The sequence below is a fragment of the Martinezella rhizogenes genome (genome assembly GCF_000799715.1).
Taxonomy (GTDB): Bacteria; Pseudomonadota; Alphaproteobacteria; order Rhizobiales; family Rhizobiaceae; genus Rhizobium; species Rhizobium rhizogenes_C.
Window position 1 is genome coordinate 20,127 of record NZ_JUHG01000019.1, and the last position, 22,885, is coordinate 43,011.

Genomic DNA, 22,885 nt, shown 5'->3' on the forward strand with positions numbered 1-22,885 from the left:
GACGATAATTCTGAAAATCATGCATTCATCGAATAATCAAGCAGTAATCAGAGAGAAATTCATCGATCATTTCAATATCCTGCTCCTAATAATAAAGAGGGGTTTTCCATGGATGGCGGCGCGAGAATGAGCCCTGCTCCGGTACGGCAAAGGCAAGCCGGGGCAACGGGCTACCTGACGATCGACCTCGATGCACTGCGCCGGAATTACGAGACGATTGCAACCACAGTGGCGCCGGCAAAGGCCGCCACCGTGGTCAAGGCCGATGCCTACGGGCTAGGTGCGGATCGAGTGGCCCCCGCCTTGTATCGCTCCGGATGCCGCGATTTTTTCGTCGCCCAGTTTGGGGAAGCCGAGGATTTGCGGCTCCACCTTGAAGGCAATGCCCGCATTTACGTGCTGAATGGCCTGCAGCCGGGTGCCGAGGTTGCCTGCGCGGAGGCCGGGATCATTCCAGTGCTGAACTCGATGGAGCAGTACAAGCGCTGGAAATCCGCCGCGCTCGGGCAAGGTCGCACTCTGCCGGCCGTCCTGCAATTCGACACGGGAATGTCGAGGCTGGGAATTCCGCCAGAGGATCGGGCGGCATTTGCCACGGAGCTTGCAACCACCGGCGCCGTCGAGATCCTGTTCATCATGAGCCATCTGGCCTCCGCCGATGAACCGGATAACGGGCAGAACACGGAACAACTCGCTGAGATGCAAAAGATCGCCGCCGAGTTTCCCCAGTTAGGCACCAGCTTCGCCAACTCCGGCGGTGTCTTCCTCGGGCAGGATTATCACGGCATCCTCACCCGTGCCGGCATCGCGGTCTATGGCGGCGCACAGACGGCGGGAAAGTCCAATCCCCTGCAGCCAATCGTTCGGCTCGACGTTGCCGTCGTGCAGACGAGAACCGTGTCGCCAGGAACCCTCATCGGATATGGCGGCACCCATGCAGCAAGGTCGGAAATGCGCCTTGCCACGCTTGCCGCCGGCTATGCGGACGGGCTCCCCCGCTGCCTCGGGGATCGAGGAGCGGTCTATCATGCTGGCGTGCGGTTGCCCATCGTCGGCCGCGTTTCCATGGACAGCATTACGGTCGATGTCACCGCCCTACCACCGGGCACGCTTACCCTTGGCAGCCTCGTGGAGGTGATTGGACCGCACCAGACACTGGAAGACCTTGCCAAATCGGCCGGAACCATCTCGTATGAGATCCTGACCGGCCTCGGCCACCGCTACCACCGCGACTATCTCTGACGTTCCCACCGCCATTTTCGAGGACAGCATGAAAGTCACCATTCTCGGCGCCGGGGTCATCGGCGTCACGACCGCCTATCAGCTTGCCAAGGCGGGACACCAGGTCACGGTCGTCGACCGGCAGGCTGGACCCGCGCTTGAAACCAGTTTCGCCAATGCCGGGGAAGTCTCCTTCGGCTATTGCTCGCCCTGGGCCGCCCCGGGGATACCGCAGAAGGCGCTGAAGTGGCTTTTCATGAAGCACGCACCGCTGATCCTCCGCCCGAAGGTCGATGCGGCAATGCTGTCATGGCTCGTCAAGATGCTGTCGAACTGCACCTCGGAGCGTTACGCGGTCAACAAGAGCCGTATGTTGCGGCTTGCCGACTACAGCCGGATCGCGCTGGCCGACCTCAGGACGGAAACCGGAATTGCCTATGACGAGCGGATGCAGGGCACCTTGCAGCTCTTCAGAACACAGCAGCAGCTCGACGCGTCGGCTAAGGATGTGAAGGCGCTTGCCGCCGACGGCATACCCTATGAGGTTCTCGATCGCGACGGGTGTATCCGAGTCGAGCCTGCTCTCAGCCGCGCACGGGACAAGATCGTCGGCGGCCTCCTGACCCCAAAGGATGAAACTGGCGACTGCTTCAAATTCACCAACGCGCTGGCGGCAAAGGCTGCGGAACTCGGCGTCCAGTTCATCTACGGACGCACGATCAAGGACCTGCAGGTCGAGGGCGGCCAGATACGCGGCATCCTGACCGATCAAGGACCGATAACCTCCGATGCCGTCGTCGTCGCACTGGGCAGCTATTCGCCTCTGCTCCTCAAGCAGGTCGGCATCGGTCTGCCCGTCTATCCCGTGAAGGGCTACTCGCTGACGATCCCGATCGTCGACCCGGCGCTTGCACCGGAATCGACCGTGATGGACGAGACCTACAAGATCGCCATCACCCGTCTCGGCGACCGTATTCGCGTTGGCGGCATGGCGGAAATCTCCGGCTACACCAACGATCTCGGGCTCGCACGCCGCAATACGCTCGAACATTCGGTCATGGATCTGTTTCCCGGCGGCGACGTCAGCAGGGCGGCCTTCTGGTCGGGCCTGCGCCCGATGACACCAGATGGAACCCCGGTCATCGGCGCGACGAAAATCCGCGGCCTCTTCCTCAATACCGGCCACGGCACCCTCGGCTGGACCATGAGCTGCGGCTCGGCGCGGGTGGTCAGCGATCTGGTCAGCGGACGCAAGGCGGATATCGATACCGCCGACCTGTCAGTCGCGCGCTATGGATAATGCTATACGCCTCAAGCCTGAAACGATGTGACATCCACGGGCCACCGAGCAACGGCCATTGCATACGTCACCCGATCCCAATGTCGTCATAATCGCCCGTTGGAACCCAAGCAGGCGAGGCCGAAAACTGTTGCCATCTGGCAACAGGGACGCATGTCATGCGTGCAATTCGAAATTGCAGGCTTGCTTATCTCCGATTCTTGAGTATCATTACCGTCATCCGCAAATCAAACATAGGAGGCGTCAAATGCAAACTACATCCGTATTTACATGCGCCTCTGGCGGAATGTTTGTGATGGCCTTGGTACGCCCAATGCATCATCACACCCTTCGGCGCTAGTAGCCTAGATTCCCTGCCTTTTTGGCGTTTTCCATTGAAACTGACGTGACCGGCTGATCGAGTGGTCGTGCGCATTTTTGCGTCCGCAATCCATCAACTTTGTCACCCGTAAGAGGACCTGGCCGCCTGGAAGGCGCCGGGATGATAACGATGACAGATTCACAATTACTGGTTGCCGACTCCTTGAGCGCGGCAGTGGACGAACTGTGCCAAAAATTCGGTGCCTGGAGGACGGCGCGTGCGCTGTTGTTCGCGGCCTGGAAACGGCATCAGACGCACAATATGGTCTCGGAGCTTTCAAACTACCAACTGCGAGATATCGGCCTTCCTGAGAGGGAGGATATGTTCGAACAGCCTAATTTCCTGTTTCGCAACATCCGACCCTTCGGCTAGATCACCAGCAAAAAGCGGCGTTGGAGCTGGCCTCAAAGCCACTCCGACGCCTTTCTGGCATGGCAAGATCTCAATCAGGCATTTGATGGGGCCAAGGCGAAACTTTCGCGCCGAATAAGTTTGCTCGGGACGACATGGCGCATCGCCATGCCCTTGTCGGCCGCATCGATACGCTCCATCAGCATATCGACGGCGGCCTGCCCCATCTCTTCGACCGGCTGCTCGATCGTTGACAGCGGCGGAGAGGAGAATTCGCAGACCGGTGAACCATCGAACGAGACGATGGAGAAATCGTCGGGAATGTTCAAGCCCATCCGCTGCACGCGGCTGATGAACGAAATGGCCATGTCGTCACTGGTTGCGATCACCGCGGTCGGTCTATTCGCCAACCGCGCAAAGTCGGCAGCCGCCTGAACACCGATCTCGAAGCCCTCTTGGTAATCGAGACGACCGCCCGATCGCGACACCGCTTCTTCGGAGAGCCCCGCGGCACGAAGGGCCTCGATCGTACCGGCATAACGTTCGACGTCATGATAATTCCCCTCCGGACCGGCTATATAGAGGAAGCGTCTATGGCCCAGGCCGATCAACTCCGCCGTCACGTCCCGCATCGCTTCGCGGTCGTTCGTGACGACACTCGGCAAGCCGGCATCGCTCATGTCGAGCAGCATTGAGACGATCGGTAGGCCGGCATTGTCAAGGGACCGCCCGTCGACCTCCGGCAATTTCGACGACAGGATAACGGCACCACGCACAGTACCGCTGAATGCCAGATCCAGAATGTGACGCTCCGACATTTCGTCACGATCAAGGTTGGCGATCATCAGATGGAAGCCGTTCTGGATCAGGGCCTTGTTGATACTTTGCAGAACCTGCGGAATGATCTGGGATACACCGTAATAAAGCGATCCCGGTAGGATGATCATGATGATGTTGGATCTGCCGCTGCGAAGGCCTCGGGCCATGGCATTGGGCGTATAGCCCAGCTGCTTGGCGGCAGCATCGATCTTGGCGCGTGTCTTCTCATTCACCCGGCCCGGATTGGCGAGCGCGCGGCTGACTGTCGAGATGGCAACCCCGGCCAACCGCGCAACATCGGCCATCAGGGGTCCTGATTGCTCCTCCACCGGCATATCCTTGTTATTTTTCAATTTTTTACCTTCTCCCAAACGCCTGCCCTATTGGATGCTACGGCAATCACAGTCAATTGGCAAACGATTGCCAAAAACCACTTGCATAAAAAAACGACTTGGCTACTATCTGAGCACGGCAAACGATTGCCATTTGCAGTGCATTGAAATTATTCGGATAATTTATTGCGGGCCTTGCTTCCGCAAGCGATTTCCCGTGCCTGGAGAACGGATAGCGTCATGACCTCAACCGAACGGCTTCGCTTTGGCGTTGATCTTGTCACCTTCTTCCACCCCGGTTTCTGGGGCGTCGAGGATTATGACGGTATCATCGCCTTGTCCCGCAACGAGCCCCGCGCCTTCTGGGACAAGATTCTCGACAGCGTGCAGGCCTCCGGCGTCACCGGCGTCGAACTGACCTTTTCGCCTTTCAACTGGCAGGACGCGACGAAGACCTATGGGTCTGTCGAAGCCTTCGCCGGCGAATTGTCCAAACGCGGGCTGACGCTGGCGAGCGGCTTCTTCGCCGAACTTGAAGCAGCCGGCGATTTCACCGAGGGCGCGGCGCAGGCCGCCATTATCGACAAAGCCGAGAAATATGCCGAATTCCTGAAGGCCTGCGGCAGCGACATCATGGTCATCGGCGGCCCGCTGCGCCAGACGCTGGGCGCGCAGCCGGTGCGGTTTTTCGATTTCGAGCAGGCGCGCAAGATCGCCGATTTTCTCAATCGCCTCGGCGCGGCCCTTTACGCAAAGGGCGTTCGCCTGGCGATCCACACCGAGGCGCACTCGATCTTTGCATCCGCCCGCGACGTCGATCTGCTGATGCTGCTGACCGACCCGGCCTATGTGCATATGTGCCCGGACACGGCGCATATCATCGTTGCCGGGTCCGATCCGCTCCAGCTCGTCGATCGCCATCATGAGCGCGTCATCATCGCCCACTGGAAGGATGCGCTCGGGCCAATGCCGGCCGACACCCCGATCGATGAGCATATCCATGATCGCCATCGCCCCTATTTCTGCGGCTTCGGCCTTGGCCGCGTCGATTGGCCAGGCTGGATCCGGCTGCTGCGTGATCGCGGCTATCAGGGCTGGGCCATTCTCGAACTTGACGCCGCACCCGATCCGATCAGTGACATCGCAAATGGGCTGACGCTCGTCCGGCAGGCGCTTCTGCCAATCTATCGCTGAATTTTATAACCCTGGAACCAACGGCCCCGCCAAGAGGGCCTTTTGAAGAGGTGGAACAATGAAGAATGAACTGAAACTGCTATTGGCGGGTGCTGCGCTTTTTGCGGCCCTCGCTCCCGCCCATGCCGAAGACAAGCCCAAGGTCGAGGTCATGACCTCCTGGACCTCCGGCGGCGAAGCTGCTGCTCTCGACGTTATCAAGCAGGAATTCGAAAAGCGCGGCGGGGTCTGGACGGATTCCTCCATCGCCGGCTTCGGTGCCGCCGACGCCGCCTTCCAGAACCGCCTGGTCGCGGGCGACCCGCCGACCGCCAAGCAGAGCGTGCTTGGCGTCGCCAACGCCGATTTCGTCAATCAGGGCCTTCTGAGCCCCATCGACGAAGTGGCGAAAGCCGGCAAATGGGCCGATGTGCTGCCGAAGTCGATCCATGATCTGATCTCCTATAGTGGCCAGGTCTATCTTTCCCCGACCGGCGCCCATGGCGAAAGCTGGGTATTCTATTCCAAGGACACCTTCGCCAAGGCCGGCATAAGCGAAGAACCCAAGAGCTGGGACGAATTCTTCGCGGCGCTCGACAAGCTCAAGGCAACCGGCGTGCAGCCGGTCGCCTGGGGCGGCCAATCCTGGCAGGAATCCAAGGTCTTCAACATGATCCTGCTGACCCAGGTCGGCATGGACGGCTTCCTCAAGATCTATGCCGACAAGGACAAGGGTGAAGCCTCCACCGCCGGCGTGAAGAAAACCCTCGATATTCTCGGCAAGCTCCGCGCCTATGTCGATGAAGGTGCACCGGGCCGCAACTGGAACGACGCTACCGCCATGATCATCAGCGGCAAGGCCGGCGTACAGTTCATGGGCGATTGGGCCAAGGGCGAGTTCATCGCCGCCGGCAAGGAGGCAGGCAAGGATTATGGCTGCATGCTCGCCCCGCAATCGCCGGGCATGGTCTATGTCGCCGACTCCTTCTCCTTCCCCAAGCTCACTGATGCGGCTGCCCAGAAGGGTCAGACGCTGCTCGCCGAAGTCGCGATGGACCCGGCCGTGCAGGTCGAATTCTCACTGAAGAAAGGCTCCATACCGATGCGCACCGACGTCGACAAATCAAAGCTCGATGTTTGTGCCCAGAAGGGTCTGGAGCTGATGGGCGCGGGCAAGATCGTGCCGGATCAGGCGCTGATCCTTTCGCCGCAACAGGCCGGCGCGCTCAACGACTTTGTCGACGAGTTCTGGAGCAATCCTTCCGAGGATAGCGCCTCCGGCGCGGAGAAGTTCTTCGCGATCTTTGAATAGAGCCGTGCAGCGGGCTGGTTGGAAAGAAAATTCCGATCGGCCCTGCATCTTCCTTTTGAGAAAGTTTGCTTATGCAAGCCAAGCGCAGACGCTCCCCCGCTGCGACCATCGCGCTCCTGCCGACATGGATCGCAGCGATTTTCATCTATATCGGCACCATGGTCTGGTCGGTCCGGCTGTCGTTCACGGATTCAACAATCTTTCCATCGTCCAACTATGTCGGCTTTGCGCAATATGCCCGGCTGTTTCGGACGTCGAGATGGCTCGCATCCCTGGAAAACGTACTGATTTTCGGCGTGCTTTACGTTGCGGGCTGTCTGGCGTTGGGTTTTGTGCTGGCGGCCTCGCTTGATCGCAAAGTTCGCTTCGAAGCCATGTTCCGCACCATCTTCCTCTATCCCTATGCCATGTCCTTCGTGGTCACCGGCCTCATCTGGCAATGGATGCTGAACCCAACCTTCGGCATTCAGGCAAGCGTGCGGGCGCTGGGCTGGCAGAACTTTGTCTTCGACTGGATCGTCAGCCGCGACATGGCGATTTACACCGTCGTCTTCGCCGGCGTCTGGCAGGGAGCGGGCCTCGTCATGGTCATTGCGCTCTCCGGCATGCGCGGCATCGGCGAGGAACAATGGAAGGCGGCGCAGATCGACGGCATTCCCGTCTGGCGCATCTACCTGTCGATCATCCTGCCGCAGCTGGGGCCGGCGCTTGCGGCATCTGGCATGCTGCTCTCGATGGGCGTCATCAAGACCTATGATCTCGTCGTGGCGCTGACCGGAGGCGGACCGGGCAATGCAACCGAAGTGCCGGCAAAATTCATCATGGACAATCTGTTCGAACGCCAGAATCTCGGTCTCGCGAGCGCAGGCGCCACGGTGCTGGTGCTCTCCGTCGTCATGGCCGTCGCCCCGTTTCGCTATGCGCTTTACATGCGCGCCAAAAGAATGGGAGCGCACTGATGGCAGCCCTTCGTCCAAACGGCCCCAAACCCTCTAGGATGACGGTCGGCCGCATCGGGCTCTATGCGTTCCTGATCGTCTCGGCGCTGTTCTTCCTGCTGCCGCTCTTTACGATGGTGGTCACCTCGTTGAAGACGATGGAGGAGATCCGCCAGGGCCGTATCTTCGCTCTGCCCGGCTCTCTCGATTTCAACGCCTGGAAAACCGCCTGGTCGGGCGCCTGCATGGGCACGCAATGCCTCGGCGTGCGCCTCGGCTTCTGGAACTCGGTGAAAATCACCGTGCCGGCAGTGGCAATTTCCGTCTTCATCGGCGCGATCAACGGCTATGCCCTCTCCTTCTGGCGGCCAAAAGGCTCAGGCTTCCTCTTCGGGCTGCTGATGGCCGGCGGGTTGATCCCCTATCAGATCTTCCTCTATCCGCTGGTGCGATTGCTTGCCAATCTCAGCCTCTATAATTCGGTGGCGGGTGTCGTCCTCGTCCATGTGATCTTTGGCCTACCCTTGGTCACGCTGCTCTTCCGCAATTATTTCGTCGCCATCCCCGAAGAGCTCTGCAAGGCGGCGCGCGTCGACGGTGCCGGCTTCTGGCGGATCTTCCTCGAGATCATGCTGCCCATGTCGATCCCTATGGTCGTCGTCGCCTCCATCTTCCAGTTCACCGGCATCTGGAACGACTTCCTGATCGGGCTGGTCTTTGCCGGGCGGGACAATCTGCCGATGACGGTTCAGCTCAACAATATCGTCAACACCACCATGGGCGAGCGTGCCTACAATGTGAACATGGCCGCCACCATCCTGACCGCCATCGTTCCGCTCGCCATCTATTTCTTTTCCGGCCGCTGGTTCGTGCGCGGCGTGGCCGCTGGCGCAGTGAAGGGATAATTCGATGCAATCCGCTGTTTCCGTCAAGGATCTGAAGATCGCCTATGGCGATCATACCGTGATCGAAAAAATGTCGATCGATATCGCCCCGCGTGAGTTTCTCGTGCTGCTGGGACCGTCGGGCTGTGGAAAATCCACGCTTCTGAACGCCATAGCGGGACTACAGGATATTACCGGCGGCGAGATTTCGATATCCGGCAAGAACGTCACCTGGGAGGAGCCGAAGGATCGCGGCATCGGCATGGTGTTCCAGTCCTATGCGCTTTACCCGCATATGACGGTGAAGAAGAACCTCTCTTTCGGCCTGCGCGTGGCAGGTCTTCCCAAAGCCGAAATAGAGGCGCGCATCGCCCGTACCGCATCGCTTCTTCATCTCGAACAACTGCTCGACCGCCGCCCCTCGGCATTGTCCGGCGGCCAGCGCCAGCGCGTGGCGATCGGTCGTGCCCTGGTGCGCGAAGTCGACGTCTTCCTGTTCGACGAGCCGCTCTCCAACCTTGACGCCAAGCTGCGCAACGAGCTGCGCGTCGAAATCAAGAAGCTGCACCAAAGCCTCGGCAACACCATGATCTATGTGACCCATGATCAGGTGGAGGCGCTGACCCTTGCCGATCGCATCGCTATCATGCGCGACGGCGTGATCCAGCAGCTTGGCAGCCCGTCCGAGATCTATCACCGCCCGACCAATCTTTTCGTCGCCGGCTTCATCGGCGCGCCGGCAATGAACTTCATGGAGGGCGCGATCACGTTCAGGGACGGCGTCCCTGTCTTCGAAAGCAATGGGCTCACCATCGACGTTTCCGACTATCCCTTTCTCGCACCTCCCAAGGCAGGTCCGACCACCCTTGGCGTCCGCCCGGAACATATCGCGCCCGACGGCAGAGCAAAGGGCTGGCCCACCATCCCGGGCGTTGTCTCCGTCGTCGAGCCGATGGGGGCCGATGCGGTGATCTGGTTCGATTGGGCAGGCCAAAGCCTTTCCTATCGGATCATGGGCGATGCGACACTCGATCCGGGCGCGGAGATCGCGCCCGGGCTCGATATCGCCAAAGCCTCTCTCTTCAGCGCGGATGGCGTGCGCCTCTAACACTGCTTTCAGACCATACGGAAATTACTCATGTCTCAGACTATCTATGATGCGCTGGTGATCGGCTCTGGCGCGGCGGGCTCCTTCGCCGCCAAGGAATTGACCGCTCAAGGGCTTTCGGTGCTGCTGCTTGAGGCAGGGCCTGCCGTTTCGCATAGGGATTTCGATCCATCCCGAAAGAAGGAGCCGGCCAGCAGCATCAATATCTGGGAACGCGCACGCGCCACGCTCAAGGGCCAGCCCATCCAGGCGCGCGCCGCCTTCTTTACCGAGCGTTTCAGCCACTTCTTCGTCAACGACCGCAAGAACCCCTACACGACACCAAAGGATGCGCCGTTTCTCTGGATTCGCGGGCGCCAGAGCGGCGGACGCCTGCACAGTTTCGGCCGCGTGTTGCTGCGCTGGACCGACGATGATTTCAAGATCCAGTCGCGAACCGGCAAGGGCGTCGACTGGCCCGTTTCCTATGACGAACTGGCACCCTATTACGCCGAGGTCGAATCCTATCTCGGGCTCTATGGCAATCAGGATCGTGTCGAGACGCTGCCGGATGGCGTCTACGCCCATCCGGCAAAACTGTCGCCGGCCGAAGAGACCTTCAAGACAGAGGTAGAAGGCCGCTGGCCGGAACGAAGCGTCGTCTCCTGGCGCTATATCGCACCGGACGCCGAGCGTACGCCGAAGCCCCTGCGCGAGGCGCTGGCAACCGGCCACCTCACCATCCGTCACGACGCCATCGTTCGCCGCATCACGACCGACGACGAGAGCGGCAAGGCGACCGGCGCGGAATTCATCGACCGTGTCACGGGCAGCATCGAACATGCGCGCGCCGCGCTGGTGGTACTTGCGGCCTCCCCGATCGAAAGCGTGCGGCTGCTTCTCAATTCAGCATCGCCCAGGCATCCCAACGGGCTGGGCAACAGTTCAGGCACGCTCGGTCGCTATTTCATGGATCAGCTACCTTGTCTCGCCTTCGGGTCCTTCCCGAAAGCAAAGGGCTGGGCGGCTGACACTTCCGCGCCAGCCGACCCGTTCTACAATCCCTCGGGCGGCATCTTCATCCCGCGCTTCGGAGCGGGCGACGCGTCTCGCGGGGACTTCGACTATCAAGGCAGCGTCGGCCGCGCGCCGACACCGGAGGACCAGCCCTCTCGGCTCGCCTTCTTCGGCTTTGGCCGGATGCTTCCTCACGCCGACAATCGCATCACGCTCGATATCAGGCGCAAGGACGCCTGGAACATTCCAGTCCCGCATATCCGTTGCATCATGGGTGAGGAAGAACACGCCCTGCTGCGCCGTCAGGAAGAGACGCTGATCGAGACTGTGCGCGGCGTCGGCGGCGAATTGGAATTCATCGGCTCGCCCACCGGACTCAAGGAAATGGGCCGCGGCGCTTTTCCCGATGCCGATGCCTTCAGCCGCTTCATGTTCCGCAAGTGGTTCCGCAAGACCATGTGCATGGGAGCCGCGATCCACGAGACGGGCGGCGCACGGATGGGGACATCCGAAAAGGACTCCGTGCTCAATGCCTACAATCAGAGCTGGGACGTTCCTAATCTGATTGTAACGGATGCATCGGCTTTTCCCGGCAGCGGTATTGCCGGCACGACGCTGACGGTCATGGCGCTAACAATTCGCGCCTGCCGGAACCTCGTGGACAGGTATCGTGCTGGACAATTGTGATTGAGCGGTCAGGGGTGCGATCGATGTAGAAGCTGTGCGGCCAACAAACCTATTCCTGCCGATGCAGCGGTTCGGCATAATCGAGCCACGACGAGGTTGGGTGGTGAACGTCCTGTCCGCTTTCGGACCACAGAAACACGAAAGCGGACGTTCAACCCTCAAAGGCTCAGGTCTCGGAATGTCCTTTGTAGATCTTCAAGTACCCAGGCCAGGCTATTCGTGGTGCCACAATGGTTCGTCTGCTTGCGGCCTCTGGAGCCACCTTTCGCACAAGCGCAAATGCTCCTGGGTCACTGGGAAAGTACTGGGCGGAAGGGCGCGGTTGCGGGCATCCAGCCGCTGCCAGATTAGGTCAATTGGTAGATCCAGAAATACAAGTTGGGCTGTCGCGCCTACTGCCGAAGCTCTTGCTCTGGCTGCATCCCGCTCTGAACGGCTGAAGAAGCCAAACTCCAGAACAACATCCTTCCCGAGCTCCAAGACGCGCGCCGCGACATCGAGCTGAACAGCCTTAACAGCGTCACGCCGTTCGGCGTCATAGCCATCTCGAACAATTCTCGCCATCCAATCGTCGGGTGTCAGCAGCAGCGCCTCTCGCTCGGCCTCGAGCCGACGAGCAAGCGTTGATTTACCCGACCCAGGCAGTCCCATGATCATGAAAAGCGTCGCCATTATCGTAACGTTACCACACTAGAAACTGTGCAAGCAAAGGACCGCTTGTGCCGCAGACCGACCGCTCCGCCAGGATACGCCTATATCGGCACAAGACGCATTGAACGGGCCAGACAATCACGGCGGATGGCGGCAACGTCCGGCACTGATACCGTAAAGCCCCCAAACAAGTTATCTGCCCGCTCGCTGCCAATCACGCGCGGGGCGGTTCTATTTCAGCCGCTCTTTGAGGAACTCGATAAATCGCTGCGTCTTTGCAGGAAGCAATCGGGTCTCGGTTATTGCGAAGACAGATACGGGCGCGCCTTGCCACCCCGGCAGGATGCGTTGCAGCCGTTTGTCCGCCAGTTCATCGGAGACGATTTCCTTCGGCAGCATGGCGATGCCCATGTCCAGCGTGGCAAGGCGGCGGATCATTCCGATATTATTCAGCCGGAACCTGCCGCCAGCGGCAATATCAACCGTTTCCATCTCATTGCCCAGCGTCCAGACCTTGGTGTTCAGCATGCAAAGGCATTGATGCCCGACCAAGTCTGAAGGTTCGCTCGGTTCCCCGTTGCGTTCTAGATAGCGCGGCGAGGCGTAAAGATACGGCGTCAGGCGGGCCAGCGGTCGAGCAATCATGTGGGACGGCTTCGGCTCTCCCATGCGGATCGCCACGTCAAACGGCTCCGCCACCAGATCGACGATGCGCGGCGTCAGATCGAATTCAAAACTGATACCGGGATATCGCTCCGCGAATTCGGCGATCAGCGGCGCCAGATAGGTCGTCGCAAAATCCACCGCCAGGGATACGCGCAGGAAGCCGCTCGGCTGCTCCAGCATCTCTCCGAGTTGCTCGTGCGCCAGCCGTGCTTCCTCAACGATGCGCTTGCAGCGCTCGAAGTAGATCTGGCCAGCCTCCGTCAGTTCGATCCGCCGCGTCGTGCGGTGCAAAAGCCGCAGTCCGATTGCCTTCTCCAGCAGGCTGATCCGGCGGGACAGGGTGGAGTTGGGCACGTTGGTGATTTCGGCGGCCCCGCGAAAGCTCCGCGCTTTAACGACCTCCACGAACAGAGCCATGTCATTCAGAAATTCCACATCATTGCCCCATCATTGGATCAATCATTTCCATTCTAGCCTATTTACCATGATCTATGCAGCAACCATTTGTCATGGGAGACAATCAAGAAGGATATTCTCAAACATGAGCCAGCTCTTCACATCCGTCCGGATCGGCCGGTACGAACTTCCCAATCGCCTCGTCATGGCGCCAATGACGCGCTCGCGTGCCAATGATGACGACGGCGTGCCCAGCGATATCGTGGTCACCTATTACAGCCAGCGGGCAGGTGCCGGGCTGATCATCAGCGAAGGTGTATACCCAGCCGCGACAGGCAAGGGCTATGTCCGCACGCCCGGCATCGAGACCGATGCCCAGGTCGCCGCCTGGAAGCGTGTGACGGACGCTGTCCATGCCCGTGGCGCCCGCATCTTCATGCAGATCATGCATTGCGGCCGCATCTCTCACCCCTCGCTGCTTCCGGGGAATACACAGCCCGTTGCACCATCGGCCATCAAGCCGGCCGGCCAGACCTGGACGGCCACCGGCCAGCACGATTTCGTCACGCCGCGCGAGCTGAGCGTCGCCGAAATCGCCGATGTCGTCGCCGGGTATCGCGCGGCAACCCGCCGGGCGCTCGAAGCCGGTTTCGATGGCGTGGAGCTGCATGCCGCCTCGGGATATCTGCCGGAACAGTTTCTCTCCTCAGGCAGCAACAAGCGCGAAGATCAATATGGTGGTTCAATCGAGAACCGCGCCCGCTTCACCCTCGACGTGTTGAAAGCGATGGTCGAAGAGGCCGGTAGCGACCGGGTCGGCATCAAGATCTCGCCCGAGATGAACTATAACGACATTACCGATGCCACCCCGCAAGAGACCTACACTTATCTCGTCCGGCAGCTGAACAGGTTCAATCTCGCCTATCTGCATGTTTCGCTGTTCGGAACGACGGTCGACTACCATGCCCTGCTGAAGCCGCTTTTCAATGGCGCCTATCTCATGGGCAGCGGGCTCGACCAGGCCAAGGCCGAGGCGGCGCTGGACAAGGGACAAGCCGATGCGACCGTGTTCGGCAGCACATTTCTCGCCAATCCGGACCTGCCTGTCCGTTTCCTCAAGGGTGCGACCCTCAATGCGCCGGACAGGGACACGTTTTTCTCGGCCGGTGAGAAGGGCTACATCGATTATCCCACGCTAGACACGGCTGGCGCCGCCTGACGGGAAAACAGACGATGACGCGCTGTGAAGCGCGTCATCTCACTGCAAGCACCGACCAGCGGATATTGCCGACCGGGAGCGCGGGACCCCAGCGATGCACCCCGACCAGCTGGAAGCTCGCCGCGTCCGACAGGCCGAGATGCGCCAGGATGAGACCGACGATCGACAGCCACATCTCCGTGCCCTGCAGGCCGGGGGCCTCGCTCCGCGCAAAGGCAAAACCCCGCCCAGGCGTATAGTGCCGGAGCGCCGCGCTCAGGAAATGCCGCATAACCTGTGCAATTTCCTCAGCGCGATAGTCCGTCTGCCGGGCGCACAGCATCAGCGGGTGGACGACGTCGAGGACATTGCAGGCATCGAAACGTACTCGCTCGAACCGGCCGTTACGGCGGAGATGGGCCAGCACGGAATCGATTGTTCGCTCGGGATAGGGCAATGGAATACCGAATTGCGCGTAGGTTCCGCGCGTCAGCCGGTAGAAGCCGTTCACCGGCTGCAGCCAGTCGTCGTCGACCGGACCGCTCCAGAGGCCGGTCACCGGATCCGCGCGCGTGGTCAGCCAGCCCATCAGCGTCGCCAGCTCTCCCGGATCGCCGAAAGTGCGGGTGTTGCAATAGTAAGCCGTGCCGAGCGCGTCGACCCAGGCGCCGGAAGACCAGCCCCTGCCGGCCCAGGGCAGATCGTCCAATGCGCGTTGCAACGTGCCGGGATCTAGGCGGGACGCCCAGGCGATCGGATGACGGAAGGCAGCACCGAGGCATTCGAGGGCATAGCCGATACAAAGGATATTGTAGAGATTGTCGCCACCGGGATCGGCCGGCGGATTGTCGCGAACAGCCTGGGTTGTATCTGCATTGAAGCAGAGCCCCGTGCTCGGATCCTGGAGTGTCACAAGCCGGTTGGCCCACTCCTCCCTGGTGAAGGGGTCCGGAACCACGCCGAACATCGCCGCGATCTGGATCGCGTCGCAATCGACGCGAAACGGTGCGTTCCCATTGTTACGCGGATCCAGGTACCACGACGCGCGATCAGGCGTGGGCGCGGCATGGGCGGCAAGAATCCCGGGCCACTCCTTGCCGATCCGATCGTTGAAGGCCTTTATTTCAGCTACCAGAGGGTCCACCGGCGTGGAGGAGCGCGGCCGGCGGCGATCACGGATCAATCGCGCCGGGTTGCCGCCGACGAGCGCGTAATCGGGCACATCGCGCGTAACGACCGCCCCGGCGGCAATGATGCAATGGTTGCCGATCCGGATCCCGTCGGTCACCACGGCATTGGCGCCGATCCAGACATCGTCACCAATCTCGATGCCCTTATAGGAAACGCCCTGCAGGGCGATCGGCTTCTCCGGATCGTCCGCGATATGGTCGAAACCGGCCAGCACGGCGCCGGCGGCAACGCGGACCCAGGACCCCATCCGGACATGACCGATCACGGACGCATTCAAATTGAACGAGCAATGATCACCCGCAATGAGCTGGCCATGGACTCGCACCCCCGCGGCGACAATGCAGCGGTCGCCGAGCGTCAGGCTATCGGGGAAGATGTGCGCCTTGGGCGACAGGAAACAGGCCTCGCCGATCCGCAGCGGCAGGCGCTGCGCAAGTTCGGCGATGAAGGCATCCTGCTCGCGTCGCTGCTCCGCCGTCGCATGATGTTCGAACAGCCAGGGATGAGCATCAAACTCCGCCGTGAGATGTTCTCTCGCCTCTAAGGTCTGGGCAGCGGCCTGCATGGGATCTTTCCTCGAGTTTCGGCGGGCAGTCAGAGAATGGAATGCGCGTCTTTCATCAGGCTGACGGCGCTGTCGCTGATGGAGGCGCTGTTGAACGCCACCGCATCGGCCGCGCGTTTCATCAGCTGGCCGAATTGCTGCGACCCTTTGGGAGGTGGAGAAGGATAGGGACCGACCTTGTCCGCGATGGCATCGATATAGTCCACCGTCGCCCGCTCCACCGGTTGCAGCGTCGGCAGGATCGATGCGCGCAGTGCGGGGCTCATCGGCACGCCCCGTTCCACGCCGAGGATCTTGGCCGCTTCGGGATCGCTGACGAAGAAGTTGATGAAGCGCGCCGCGGCCTCGGGATTCGGAGACTGTGCGTAGATCGACCAGCTGCTCGCCGGCCGGTAGAACTGCCCGGGTTTTGCCCCGGTACCTCCATTCGGAAACATGGTCATTGCCAGTTGCACCGGCGTGGTCGCCTGCATGCCGACGATCTGGTTGGAAAAGGCAAAGCTCGTCGCCGCCTTACCCTGGATCAGCGGCATCAGATTGATGGTCGAATCCGGGCTAAGCGCTGCGACATCGGCCGGCACGCAACCGCCGCGCTGGCGCAACTTATCCCAGTAGGCAAACCATTCGGCCACGTCGTCCTTACCGAAGCCCAGAGCCTGGTCGGCGGTAAACAGGTCGCGGCCGCGCTGGCGCAGCCAGACCTGGAAGGCGTAGCTGTAACCGCTGGCGTCGCAGGAGCCCCAGTAGCGGCGGCGGTTGAGCGCCTTGGTCAGCTCGACCATGCGATCCGCATAATCGTCCCAGCTGGTTTGCGCGTCGGGCGGCGCCACGCCGGCGGCTGTGAAGGCATCCTTGTCATACATCATGGCGAAGGAGTTGAGGGCCTGGGGGATGCCCCAGACCTTGCCGTCGACCGCGCAGAGCTCCAGCATGGCGCGGCTGATCCCGGCGGCATCAATCGGATCGGGCATGAGACCATCGAGGGCGAGCACACAGTCTCGCTTGACGAAATCGGCGAAGCTGTTGGGCTCGAGCTGGAAAATATCCGGCGCACTGCGCCCGACCACTTGCGTTGCAAGTTTCGTGAAGTATTCCGAGTTGCTGACCTCGCCCGCAAGCTCGACGCCGGTGACGCGCTGCTGATAGAGCTTCACCACCTCCTGCGTTCTGCGGGTACGCTCATTGCCACCCCACCAGGCAAGACGCAACCGCGTCGTCTCGGCGTATGCCGCACCGAAGGACGTCATCGCGCCGGCCAAGCCCAAGGCCCCCATCAGCACGGATCTGCGGGTCATCGCAACAGACATGGATTTCCTCCCTCCAAGCCGTTTGGATTTAGTCCAATCGTCCGGGCGACGATATCGCCTTCGATAAGTAACCAAATTGTGCATTATAAGGAGGAAGAATATGTCGGCTGTCAAGACCCGCCGCTTCGAGATGGCGTATCGATTGCGGCGCGCGCTGATAGATCAGGATCACGATCGTCACGCATGTCATGATGCCCCGGCGTCATCCTTCCGTCAGCGTCCGCATCAACGTGGCTTACAGCCGGGATATCGTGCGGCCGGAGCAACGTACGATTTTGCAGATCTCATCGGAAATCCACGTCGGCAAGTACGGATCTTGCACACTCGGAAGGGGCAAAGCCAGCATTCACGCCTCGGAGCTAGTTTGGGCTATTGCACTTTCGGCGATGCTCGCGAAAATCGCGATCGGCATCTAATCCGACGTGATGGGGAAGATCACGGAGGCCCTGAGCCCTTTGCCGCCGGCTCCCTCGCCAAGGCTCAGGGAGCCGCCGAACCGGTCGGCTATCTCCTCGACAATCGGCAGCCCCAGGCCCATTCCCGGCGCCTGCCCGTCGCTTCCACGGGCAAATCGCTGGCGCACGCTCTGCCGTTTGTCCGGCGGGATGCCTGGGCCGTTATCTTCCACGTCGAGGCAAACCGTTCCATCTTGCGTTTCGACGCGTACGGTGACATCGGCGCCGCGTCCGGCATAGGCAACCGCGTTTTCGATGAGATTGCGCAGGAGCTCGCCGATCAGGAGCGGTTCGGCTCGAATGAAGGTGCTGCCTTCTCCCTCAAAGCCAAGATCGACGCCGGCCTCGGCGGCGCCGGGGACATGGTCACCGGTGATCCGCCGTGCGAGCGCGACAACGTCCAGGGCCGTCTGCGACCGGGGCTCGTTCGAAGCAGCCGCCTCGATCTTTGCCATGAGCAGCAGTTGCGCCAGGATGCGCTCCGCATGCGCAACGGCCTCATCGCCCTTGCGCGCGGCATCCCGCGCCTCGTCGAGCGACGTCGCGCGCGCCGACAGCGCAAGCTGGGTGCGGATGATGGCAAGGGGCGTGCGCAGTTGATGGCCGGCATTTCCGGTGAAATGGCGCAAGGCATCAAGCGCCGATTGCAGCCGCACCATGAAGGAATTGACCGTCTCCACCAACCCCTCGACCTCGCTCGGCACCGATTGCCGGATCGGGTGAAGGTCGTCGGGGCTACGCTCCGCGATCGCGTCCCCAAGACGATAGAGCGGCCGAAGCGAAACGGTGACGGCGATCCAGACGATGATGGCAGCGCCGAGAATGAGGATGAGAAGGCGCAAGGCCGAGCGCAGCAGAATGGCCTGCGTCAGCTGCGTGCGGCCGATCGTGGTTTCGGCGACGGTCACCGTGAACGGAACCGAATTGATGCCCGTCGATGCCGAACGCTCAAGCACGGCAAGCCGGATCGGTTCGCCGCCAAACATCTCATCGGCATAGATTGCCGCCTGTCCCTTCATGTCGGCAATCGATGGCAGGTTCTGATAGCCGGTGATGAACCGGCCAGGCGGGCCGTCCACGCGGTAGAAGACGCGGTCCTGGGCCGCCGACGTCAGCATTTCCAGGGCGACATAGGGAATATCCACTTCCAGCGTGCCATCTTCCGTGACCACGACGCGTTCGGCGATGGCGAGCGCCGAGCCGGCGAGAACGCGGTCCGAGACGGTGTTTGCGGTCGTCACCGCCTCGCGATAGGTGTCGGCCAGCGCGACGGCGCCGATAACGACGGTCGCGATCAACAGCCAGGCAAGCAGCCGGCGGCGCAGGGAATAGGCGGACTGTGCCTTCATCCGCCCGCCAGCTTATCGAGATAGTAGCCGATGCCGCGGGCCGTCTTCACCGTCAACCCATGCGGCGCAAGACGCTTGCGCAACCGGCTGACATATTGCTCGATGGCATTGGAGCTCAGATCGTCGTCGAAGGCGGCAAGCGACTGGATGATCGCTTCCTTGGCGACGACCCTGCCGGCGCGCATGAACAGTGTTTCGAGAAGGCTAAGCTCGCGGGCCGGAATATCGATCGGCGCGCCATTGGCCGAGAAGGTGCGCGAATTGAGGTCGAGAGTGACATTGCCGTAGGCAACGATCGACGCGCGAAGTCCCGCCTGCCGTCGCAGGAGCACCCGAACACGCGCCTCGAATTCACTGATGTCGAAGGGCTTGATCATGTAGTCGTCAGCGCCCAGATCGAGGCCGCGCACCTTCTCTTCCTGCGTGCCCCGTGCCGTGAGGATGAGCACGGCCGCCTTATTCTGGCGCGCGCGCATCGCCCGAAGCACATCAAGCCCGTCCATCTCCGGCAGATTGAGATCGAGGATGACCAGATCAAAGGTTTCGGCCGCCGCCGCCGCGTTCGCGGAGGCGCCATCGCCCACCACGTCCACGGCATAACCGGCGCCGCGCAGGATCGCGAACAGCCCTTCGGAAAGCGCCTTATTGTCTTCGACCAGTAATATGCGCAAGACGACTATTCTCCCCCAGCCCACATCCTACCGCATTCCGCCATAGACCGGAATCGATTTGGGGGTAAGACCAGGCTGCAATTCAAGGTGTTACCGTGTTCTTTCCCAAACTGAAACGGCAAGCGACGCTCGCGCGGACGGGCATACGCTTGTGAACGGTGTATCGGTACGGCAATATCGTCTCATGCGGTTTCTTTCTGTCCTTCTTTTCATCTGCCTTGCCCCAAGCCTTGCTGCCGCGGAGCCGGTTGTCTTTCCGGCCTTGTCTGGGAATGAGAATGCGCCCGAGGTCATCGTTTATTCCTCGCTGGACGAGCCCCTGGCGACGCCGATGATCAGGGGTTTTCAGGCGGCCAACCCCGATGTCGCCGTGCGCTACGAGGACATGCTGACGGGGGAGATCTACGACCGGATCGTCAAGGAAACCGACGCCGGCGGCAGGACGGCGGATTTCGCCTTCTCCTCGGCGATGGATCTTCAGGTCAAGCTTAGCAATGACGGATATGCCCAGCGCAGCGATCTGCCCATGAGCGGCCGTTGGCCGGAATGGGCAAACTGGCGCAACACCGCCTATGCGCTGACCTTCGAGCCCGCCGTCTTCGTCTACCACAAGCCAAGCTTCGCCAAGGAGAAGCCTCCCTCGACGCGCGCGGAACTGGTTGACTACCTGAAGCGGCATGGAAACGAGGTCCGTGGCCGGATCGGCACCTACGATATCGAGCGATCGGGGGTCGGCTTTCTGTTCATGGCACGCGACCAGGAGCAATTCGGCGACATCTGGTCGGTCATCCAGGCCATGGGGGCGGCCGGCGTGAAAGTCTATTCGACCAGCACGGCCATTCTCGAGCGCGTATCCGACGGCCGCTTCACGCTCGGCTACAACATCCTCGGCTCCTACGCCGCCAATTGGGCCTCGCGGCACCCCGATGTCGGCATCGTTCTGCCGAGGGACTATACCGTCGTCATGTCGCGCATCGGGCTTGTGCCGCAGGCGGCGGCCTCGCCGGATCTCGGAAAGCGCTACCTGGCATTCTTCATGTCCAAGGAAGGTCAGACGATCATGGCCCGCGAGTTGCAAATACCGGCGGTGAGCCCGGATGTCGCCGGCGCCAACACCGCCAACACGATGCGCGAAATGCTGGGCGGCCAGTTACGACCAGTGCCAGTCAGCCCCGGCCTGATGGTCTATCTCGACCAAGTCAAGCGCGCCCGGCTGATTGCCCGGTGGAACGAAGCCTTACGCCTGCAATAGCCGGCCCCCGGATATCGGGAGGAATCATCGGCGCGGCAGCGTCCGATGTCAGCTAGATGTCAGCTTCCTGTGATGGCTTGCAGCTCTTCATCATTCGTGGAGGCGAATGATCGAAGCGTATGGGAGGAGTATTTCATCCGGACCCGGCGCAATCGGGCCGTTCAATCGCCTGCGCCGCTTAATCGATGAAGCCAATCCCCGTCCGCAAAAAGGATGAACACCGCGCCAATCTCCAAAGAGCGCTCGACGGAGGACTAATCGTGAAACAGTTTTTTCTGGCTTCCATGCTTGCCGGCGCCTTGGCGCTACCTGCTTTCGCGGCGGACTACACCATCATGGCACCGGCCAATCCCGGTGGCGGCTGGGACCAGACCGCCCGCTCCATCCAGTCCGTGATGCAGCAGGAAGGCATCTCCCGCAATGTCCAGGTACAGAACGTGCCGGGTGCCGGCGGCACCATTGGTCTGGCGCAGTTCGCCAGCCAGTCGAACGGCAATCCGAACGCCCTGATCGTCGGCGGCTATGTCATGGTCGGCGCCATTCTGACCAACAAATCGCCGGTGACACTCAAGGACGTGACGCCGATCGCGCGCCTGACCGGCGAATATGAAGCCATCGTTGTCCCGGCCTCCTCACCGCTGAAGACCATGGGCGATCTCGTCGAGATGCTGAAGAAGGATCCGGGTTCGGTTTCCTGGGGCGGCGGTTCGGCCGGCGGCACCGACCACATCGCGGTGGGTCTGATCGCCAAGGCGGCGGGCGTCGATCCGACCAAGATCAACTACATCGCCTTTTCCGGCGGCGGCGAGGCGTTGGCCGCGATCCTCGGCAGCCAGGTGACGGCAGGGATTTCCGGCTACGGAGAATTCGAATCCCAGGTAAAAGCCGGCACGCTGCGTCTTCTGGCCGTGTCGAGCGCAGAGCGCCTCGACGGCATCGATGCGCCGACGATCAAGGAAAGCGGTCTTAACGTCGTCGTCGAAAACTGGCGCATGATCGCGGCAGCACCCGGTCTGACCGACGAGCAGAAGGCGGCCGTGTCGTCCGACGTTGAAAAGCTCGTCAAGTCCGCCGGCTGGCAGGAGCTTCTGAAGACGAAGGGCTGGGAGGACACCTATCTCGCCGGCGACGCCTTCAAGGAACAGCTCGCCAAGGATATTTCCGCGACCGAAGGCGTCCTCAAGGACATCGGGCTCGTTCAATGACCACGGGCAATTCCCCTTCGACACAGACACGCCGCCCGGATCGGGCGGCGCTTGTCATCGCCGTCTTTCTCGCCGCCCTTGCCGGCCTGATCTTCTGGGACAGCTCGCGGCTGGCGAAAATTGCGAGCTATTCGGGCATCGGTCCCGCGACCATTCCCTTTGTGATCGCGTGCGGACTGCTGTTCCTGTCCGCCTGGACCGTATTTGCCGCATTGCGCGCCGATTTTCCCGCGCGGGAACGTCAGGAAGTCGCGCCCGTGGTCTGGATCGTCGGCGGTCTTGCCGCCCAGATGCTGCTATTGAAGCCGCTGGGGTTTTCGATTGCGACCGGTCTGCTCTTTGCCGCGACCGCCGCCGCCTTCGGCAAGCGCAAGCTCTGGATATCGATCCCGCTCGGCATCACGCTCTGTCTCGGGGTCTGGTTGATCTTTTCCGGATTGCTGCAGCTGTCGCTCCCAGCCGGTCCGCTCGAACATCTATTCTGGTGAGGCCCCGAC

General features: G+C 61.2%; 20 protein-coding genes. 13 read left to right on the forward strand and 7 right to left on the reverse strand.

Translation table 11 applies throughout. The features are described from left to right. The first annotated feature begins 108 nt into the window (after window positions 1-108). From alr to EX00_RS27985, 3 genes are all read left to right on the forward strand, one after another. Window positions 109-1,242 (forward strand): alanine racemase, encoded by a 1,134-nt coding sequence (gene alr / locus EX00_RS27975; RefSeq protein WP_047465259.1) that lies wholly within the window; start codon window positions 109-111, stop codon window positions 1,240-1,242. A gap of 28 nt (window positions 1,243-1,270) precedes the next feature. Next, window positions 1,271-2,521 carry a D-amino acid dehydrogenase gene (locus EX00_RS27980; protein ID WP_047465260.1) on the forward strand — a complete coding sequence of 417 codons (1,251 nt, stop codon included), beginning with the start codon at window positions 1,271-1,273 and terminating at the stop codon, window positions 2,519-2,521. A 490-nt stretch (window positions 2,522-3,011) separates the two neighbouring features. Beyond that, window positions 3,012-3,254, forward strand: a complete 243-nt coding sequence (locus EX00_RS27985; RefSeq protein ID WP_047465699.1) for a DUF1127 domain-containing protein — start codon at window positions 3,012-3,014, stop codon at window positions 3,252-3,254. Between the two features lie 74 nt (window positions 3,255-3,328). On the opposite strand, the gene EX00_RS27990 is transcribed toward EX00_RS27985, so the two are convergent. Next, complete coding sequence (locus EX00_RS27990) at window positions 3,329-4,405, reverse strand: LacI family DNA-binding transcriptional regulator (protein WP_155294146.1); 1,077 nt, start codon at window positions 4,403-4,405, stop codon at window positions 3,329-3,331. A 219-nt stretch (window positions 4,406-4,624) separates the two neighbouring features. Between EX00_RS27990 and EX00_RS27995 the strand changes: the two genes are divergently transcribed. From EX00_RS27995 to EX00_RS28020, 6 genes are all read left to right on the forward strand, one after another. Next, window positions 4,625-5,578 carry a sugar phosphate isomerase/epimerase family protein gene (locus EX00_RS27995; protein WP_047465262.1) on the forward strand — a complete coding sequence of 318 codons (954 nt, stop codon included), beginning with the start codon at window positions 4,625-4,627 and terminating at the stop codon, window positions 5,576-5,578. A 58-nt stretch (window positions 5,579-5,636) separates the two neighbouring features. After that, window positions 5,637-6,869 carry an ABC transporter substrate-binding protein gene (locus EX00_RS28000; RefSeq protein WP_047465264.1) on the forward strand — a complete coding sequence of 411 codons (1,233 nt, stop codon included), beginning with the start codon at window positions 5,637-5,639 and terminating at the stop codon, window positions 6,867-6,869. A 71-nt stretch (window positions 6,870-6,940) separates the two neighbouring features. Beyond that, window positions 6,941-7,828 carry a carbohydrate ABC transporter permease gene (locus EX00_RS28005; protein WP_047465265.1) on the forward strand — a complete coding sequence of 296 codons (888 nt, stop codon included), beginning with the start codon at window positions 6,941-6,943 and terminating at the stop codon, window positions 7,826-7,828. Beyond that, the gene (locus EX00_RS28010) at window positions 7,828-8,712 is read left to right on the forward strand and encodes a carbohydrate ABC transporter permease (protein ID WP_047465266.1); all 885 of its coding nucleotides are present in this window, start codon (window positions 7,828-7,830) and stop codon (window positions 8,710-8,712) included. The genes EX00_RS28005 and EX00_RS28010 overlap by 1 nt, the downstream gene beginning before the upstream one ends. Before the next feature lie 4 nt (window positions 8,713-8,716). After that, complete coding sequence (locus tag EX00_RS28015) at window positions 8,717-9,799, forward strand: ABC transporter ATP-binding protein (protein WP_047465268.1); 1,083 nt, start codon at window positions 8,717-8,719, stop codon at window positions 9,797-9,799. A gap of 30 nt (window positions 9,800-9,829) precedes the next feature. Beyond that, window positions 9,830-11,482 (forward strand): GMC oxidoreductase, encoded by a 1,653-nt coding sequence (locus EX00_RS28020; RefSeq protein WP_047465269.1) that lies wholly within the window; start codon window positions 9,830-9,832, stop codon window positions 11,480-11,482. 213 nt (window positions 11,483-11,695) lie between these two features. On the opposite strand, the gene EX00_RS28025 is transcribed toward EX00_RS28020, so the two are convergent. Together EX00_RS28025 and EX00_RS28030 are read right to left on the reverse strand one after the other, a co-directional pair. Next, on the reverse strand, window positions 11,696-12,154 hold the full coding sequence (locus tag EX00_RS28025) for a P-loop nucleotide/nucleoside kinase family protein (RefSeq protein WP_047465271.1): 459 nt from the start codon (window positions 12,152-12,154) through the stop codon (window positions 11,696-11,698). 210 nt (window positions 12,155-12,364) lie between these two features. Beyond that, window positions 12,365-13,234 (reverse strand): LysR family transcriptional regulator, encoded by an 870-nt coding sequence (locus EX00_RS28030; protein WP_047465273.1) that lies wholly within the window; start codon window positions 13,232-13,234, stop codon window positions 12,365-12,367. Window positions 13,235-13,340: 106 nt separating this feature from the next. Here EX00_RS28030 and EX00_RS28035 point away from each other — a divergent pair, with 106 nt between their 5' ends. Then, window positions 13,341-14,414: an alkene reductase gene (locus tag EX00_RS28035; RefSeq protein WP_047465274.1), complete on the forward strand. Its 1,074-nt coding sequence runs from the start codon at window positions 13,341-13,343 to the stop codon at window positions 14,412-14,414. Between the two features lie 34 nt (window positions 14,415-14,448). On the opposite strand, the gene EX00_RS28040 is transcribed toward EX00_RS28035, so the two are convergent. The 4 genes from EX00_RS28040 to EX00_RS28060 all read right to left on the reverse strand — a co-directional run bounded on the left by EX00_RS28040 (window position 14,449) and on the right by EX00_RS28060 (window position 19,931). Continuing rightward, complete coding sequence (locus EX00_RS28040) at window positions 14,449-16,149, reverse strand: acyltransferase (RefSeq protein ID WP_047465275.1); 1,701 nt, start codon at window positions 16,147-16,149, stop codon at window positions 14,449-14,451. A 29-nt stretch (window positions 16,150-16,178) separates the two neighbouring features. Further along, on the reverse strand, window positions 16,179-17,456 hold the full coding sequence (locus EX00_RS28045; protein WP_047465277.1) for an ABC transporter substrate-binding protein: 1,278 nt from the start codon (window positions 17,454-17,456) through the stop codon (window positions 16,179-16,181). A 412-nt stretch (window positions 17,457-17,868) separates the two neighbouring features. Then, on the reverse strand, window positions 17,869-19,260 hold the full coding sequence (locus tag EX00_RS28055) for a sensor histidine kinase (RefSeq protein WP_047465279.1): 1,392 nt from the start codon (window positions 19,258-19,260) through the stop codon (window positions 17,869-17,871). Then, on the reverse strand, window positions 19,257-19,931 hold the full coding sequence (locus EX00_RS28060) for a response regulator (protein WP_047465280.1): 675 nt from the start codon (window positions 19,929-19,931) through the stop codon (window positions 19,257-19,259). The genes EX00_RS28055 and EX00_RS28060 overlap by 4 nt, the downstream gene beginning before the upstream one ends. A gap of 184 nt (window positions 19,932-20,115) precedes the next feature. Between EX00_RS28060 and EX00_RS28065 the strand changes: the two genes are divergently transcribed. The 3 genes from EX00_RS28065 to EX00_RS28075 all read left to right on the forward strand — a co-directional run bounded on the left by EX00_RS28065 (window position 20,116) and on the right by EX00_RS28075 (window position 22,876). Continuing rightward, window positions 20,116-21,183: an ABC transporter substrate-binding protein gene (locus EX00_RS28065; RefSeq protein WP_047465281.1), complete on the forward strand. Its 1,068-nt coding sequence runs from the start codon at window positions 20,116-20,118 to the stop codon at window positions 21,181-21,183. 260 nt (window positions 21,184-21,443) lie between these two features. Next, window positions 21,444-22,388 carry a Bug family tripartite tricarboxylate transporter substrate binding protein gene (locus EX00_RS28070; RefSeq protein ID WP_047465282.1) on the forward strand — a complete coding sequence of 315 codons (945 nt, stop codon included), beginning with the start codon at window positions 21,444-21,446 and terminating at the stop codon, window positions 22,386-22,388. Continuing rightward, window positions 22,385-22,876, forward strand: a complete 492-nt coding sequence (locus EX00_RS28075) for a tripartite tricarboxylate transporter TctB family protein (RefSeq protein ID WP_047465283.1) — start codon at window positions 22,385-22,387, stop codon at window positions 22,874-22,876. The genes EX00_RS28070 and EX00_RS28075 overlap by 4 nt, the downstream gene beginning before the upstream one ends. The last annotated feature ends 9 nt before the right edge of the window (window positions 22,877-22,885 follow it).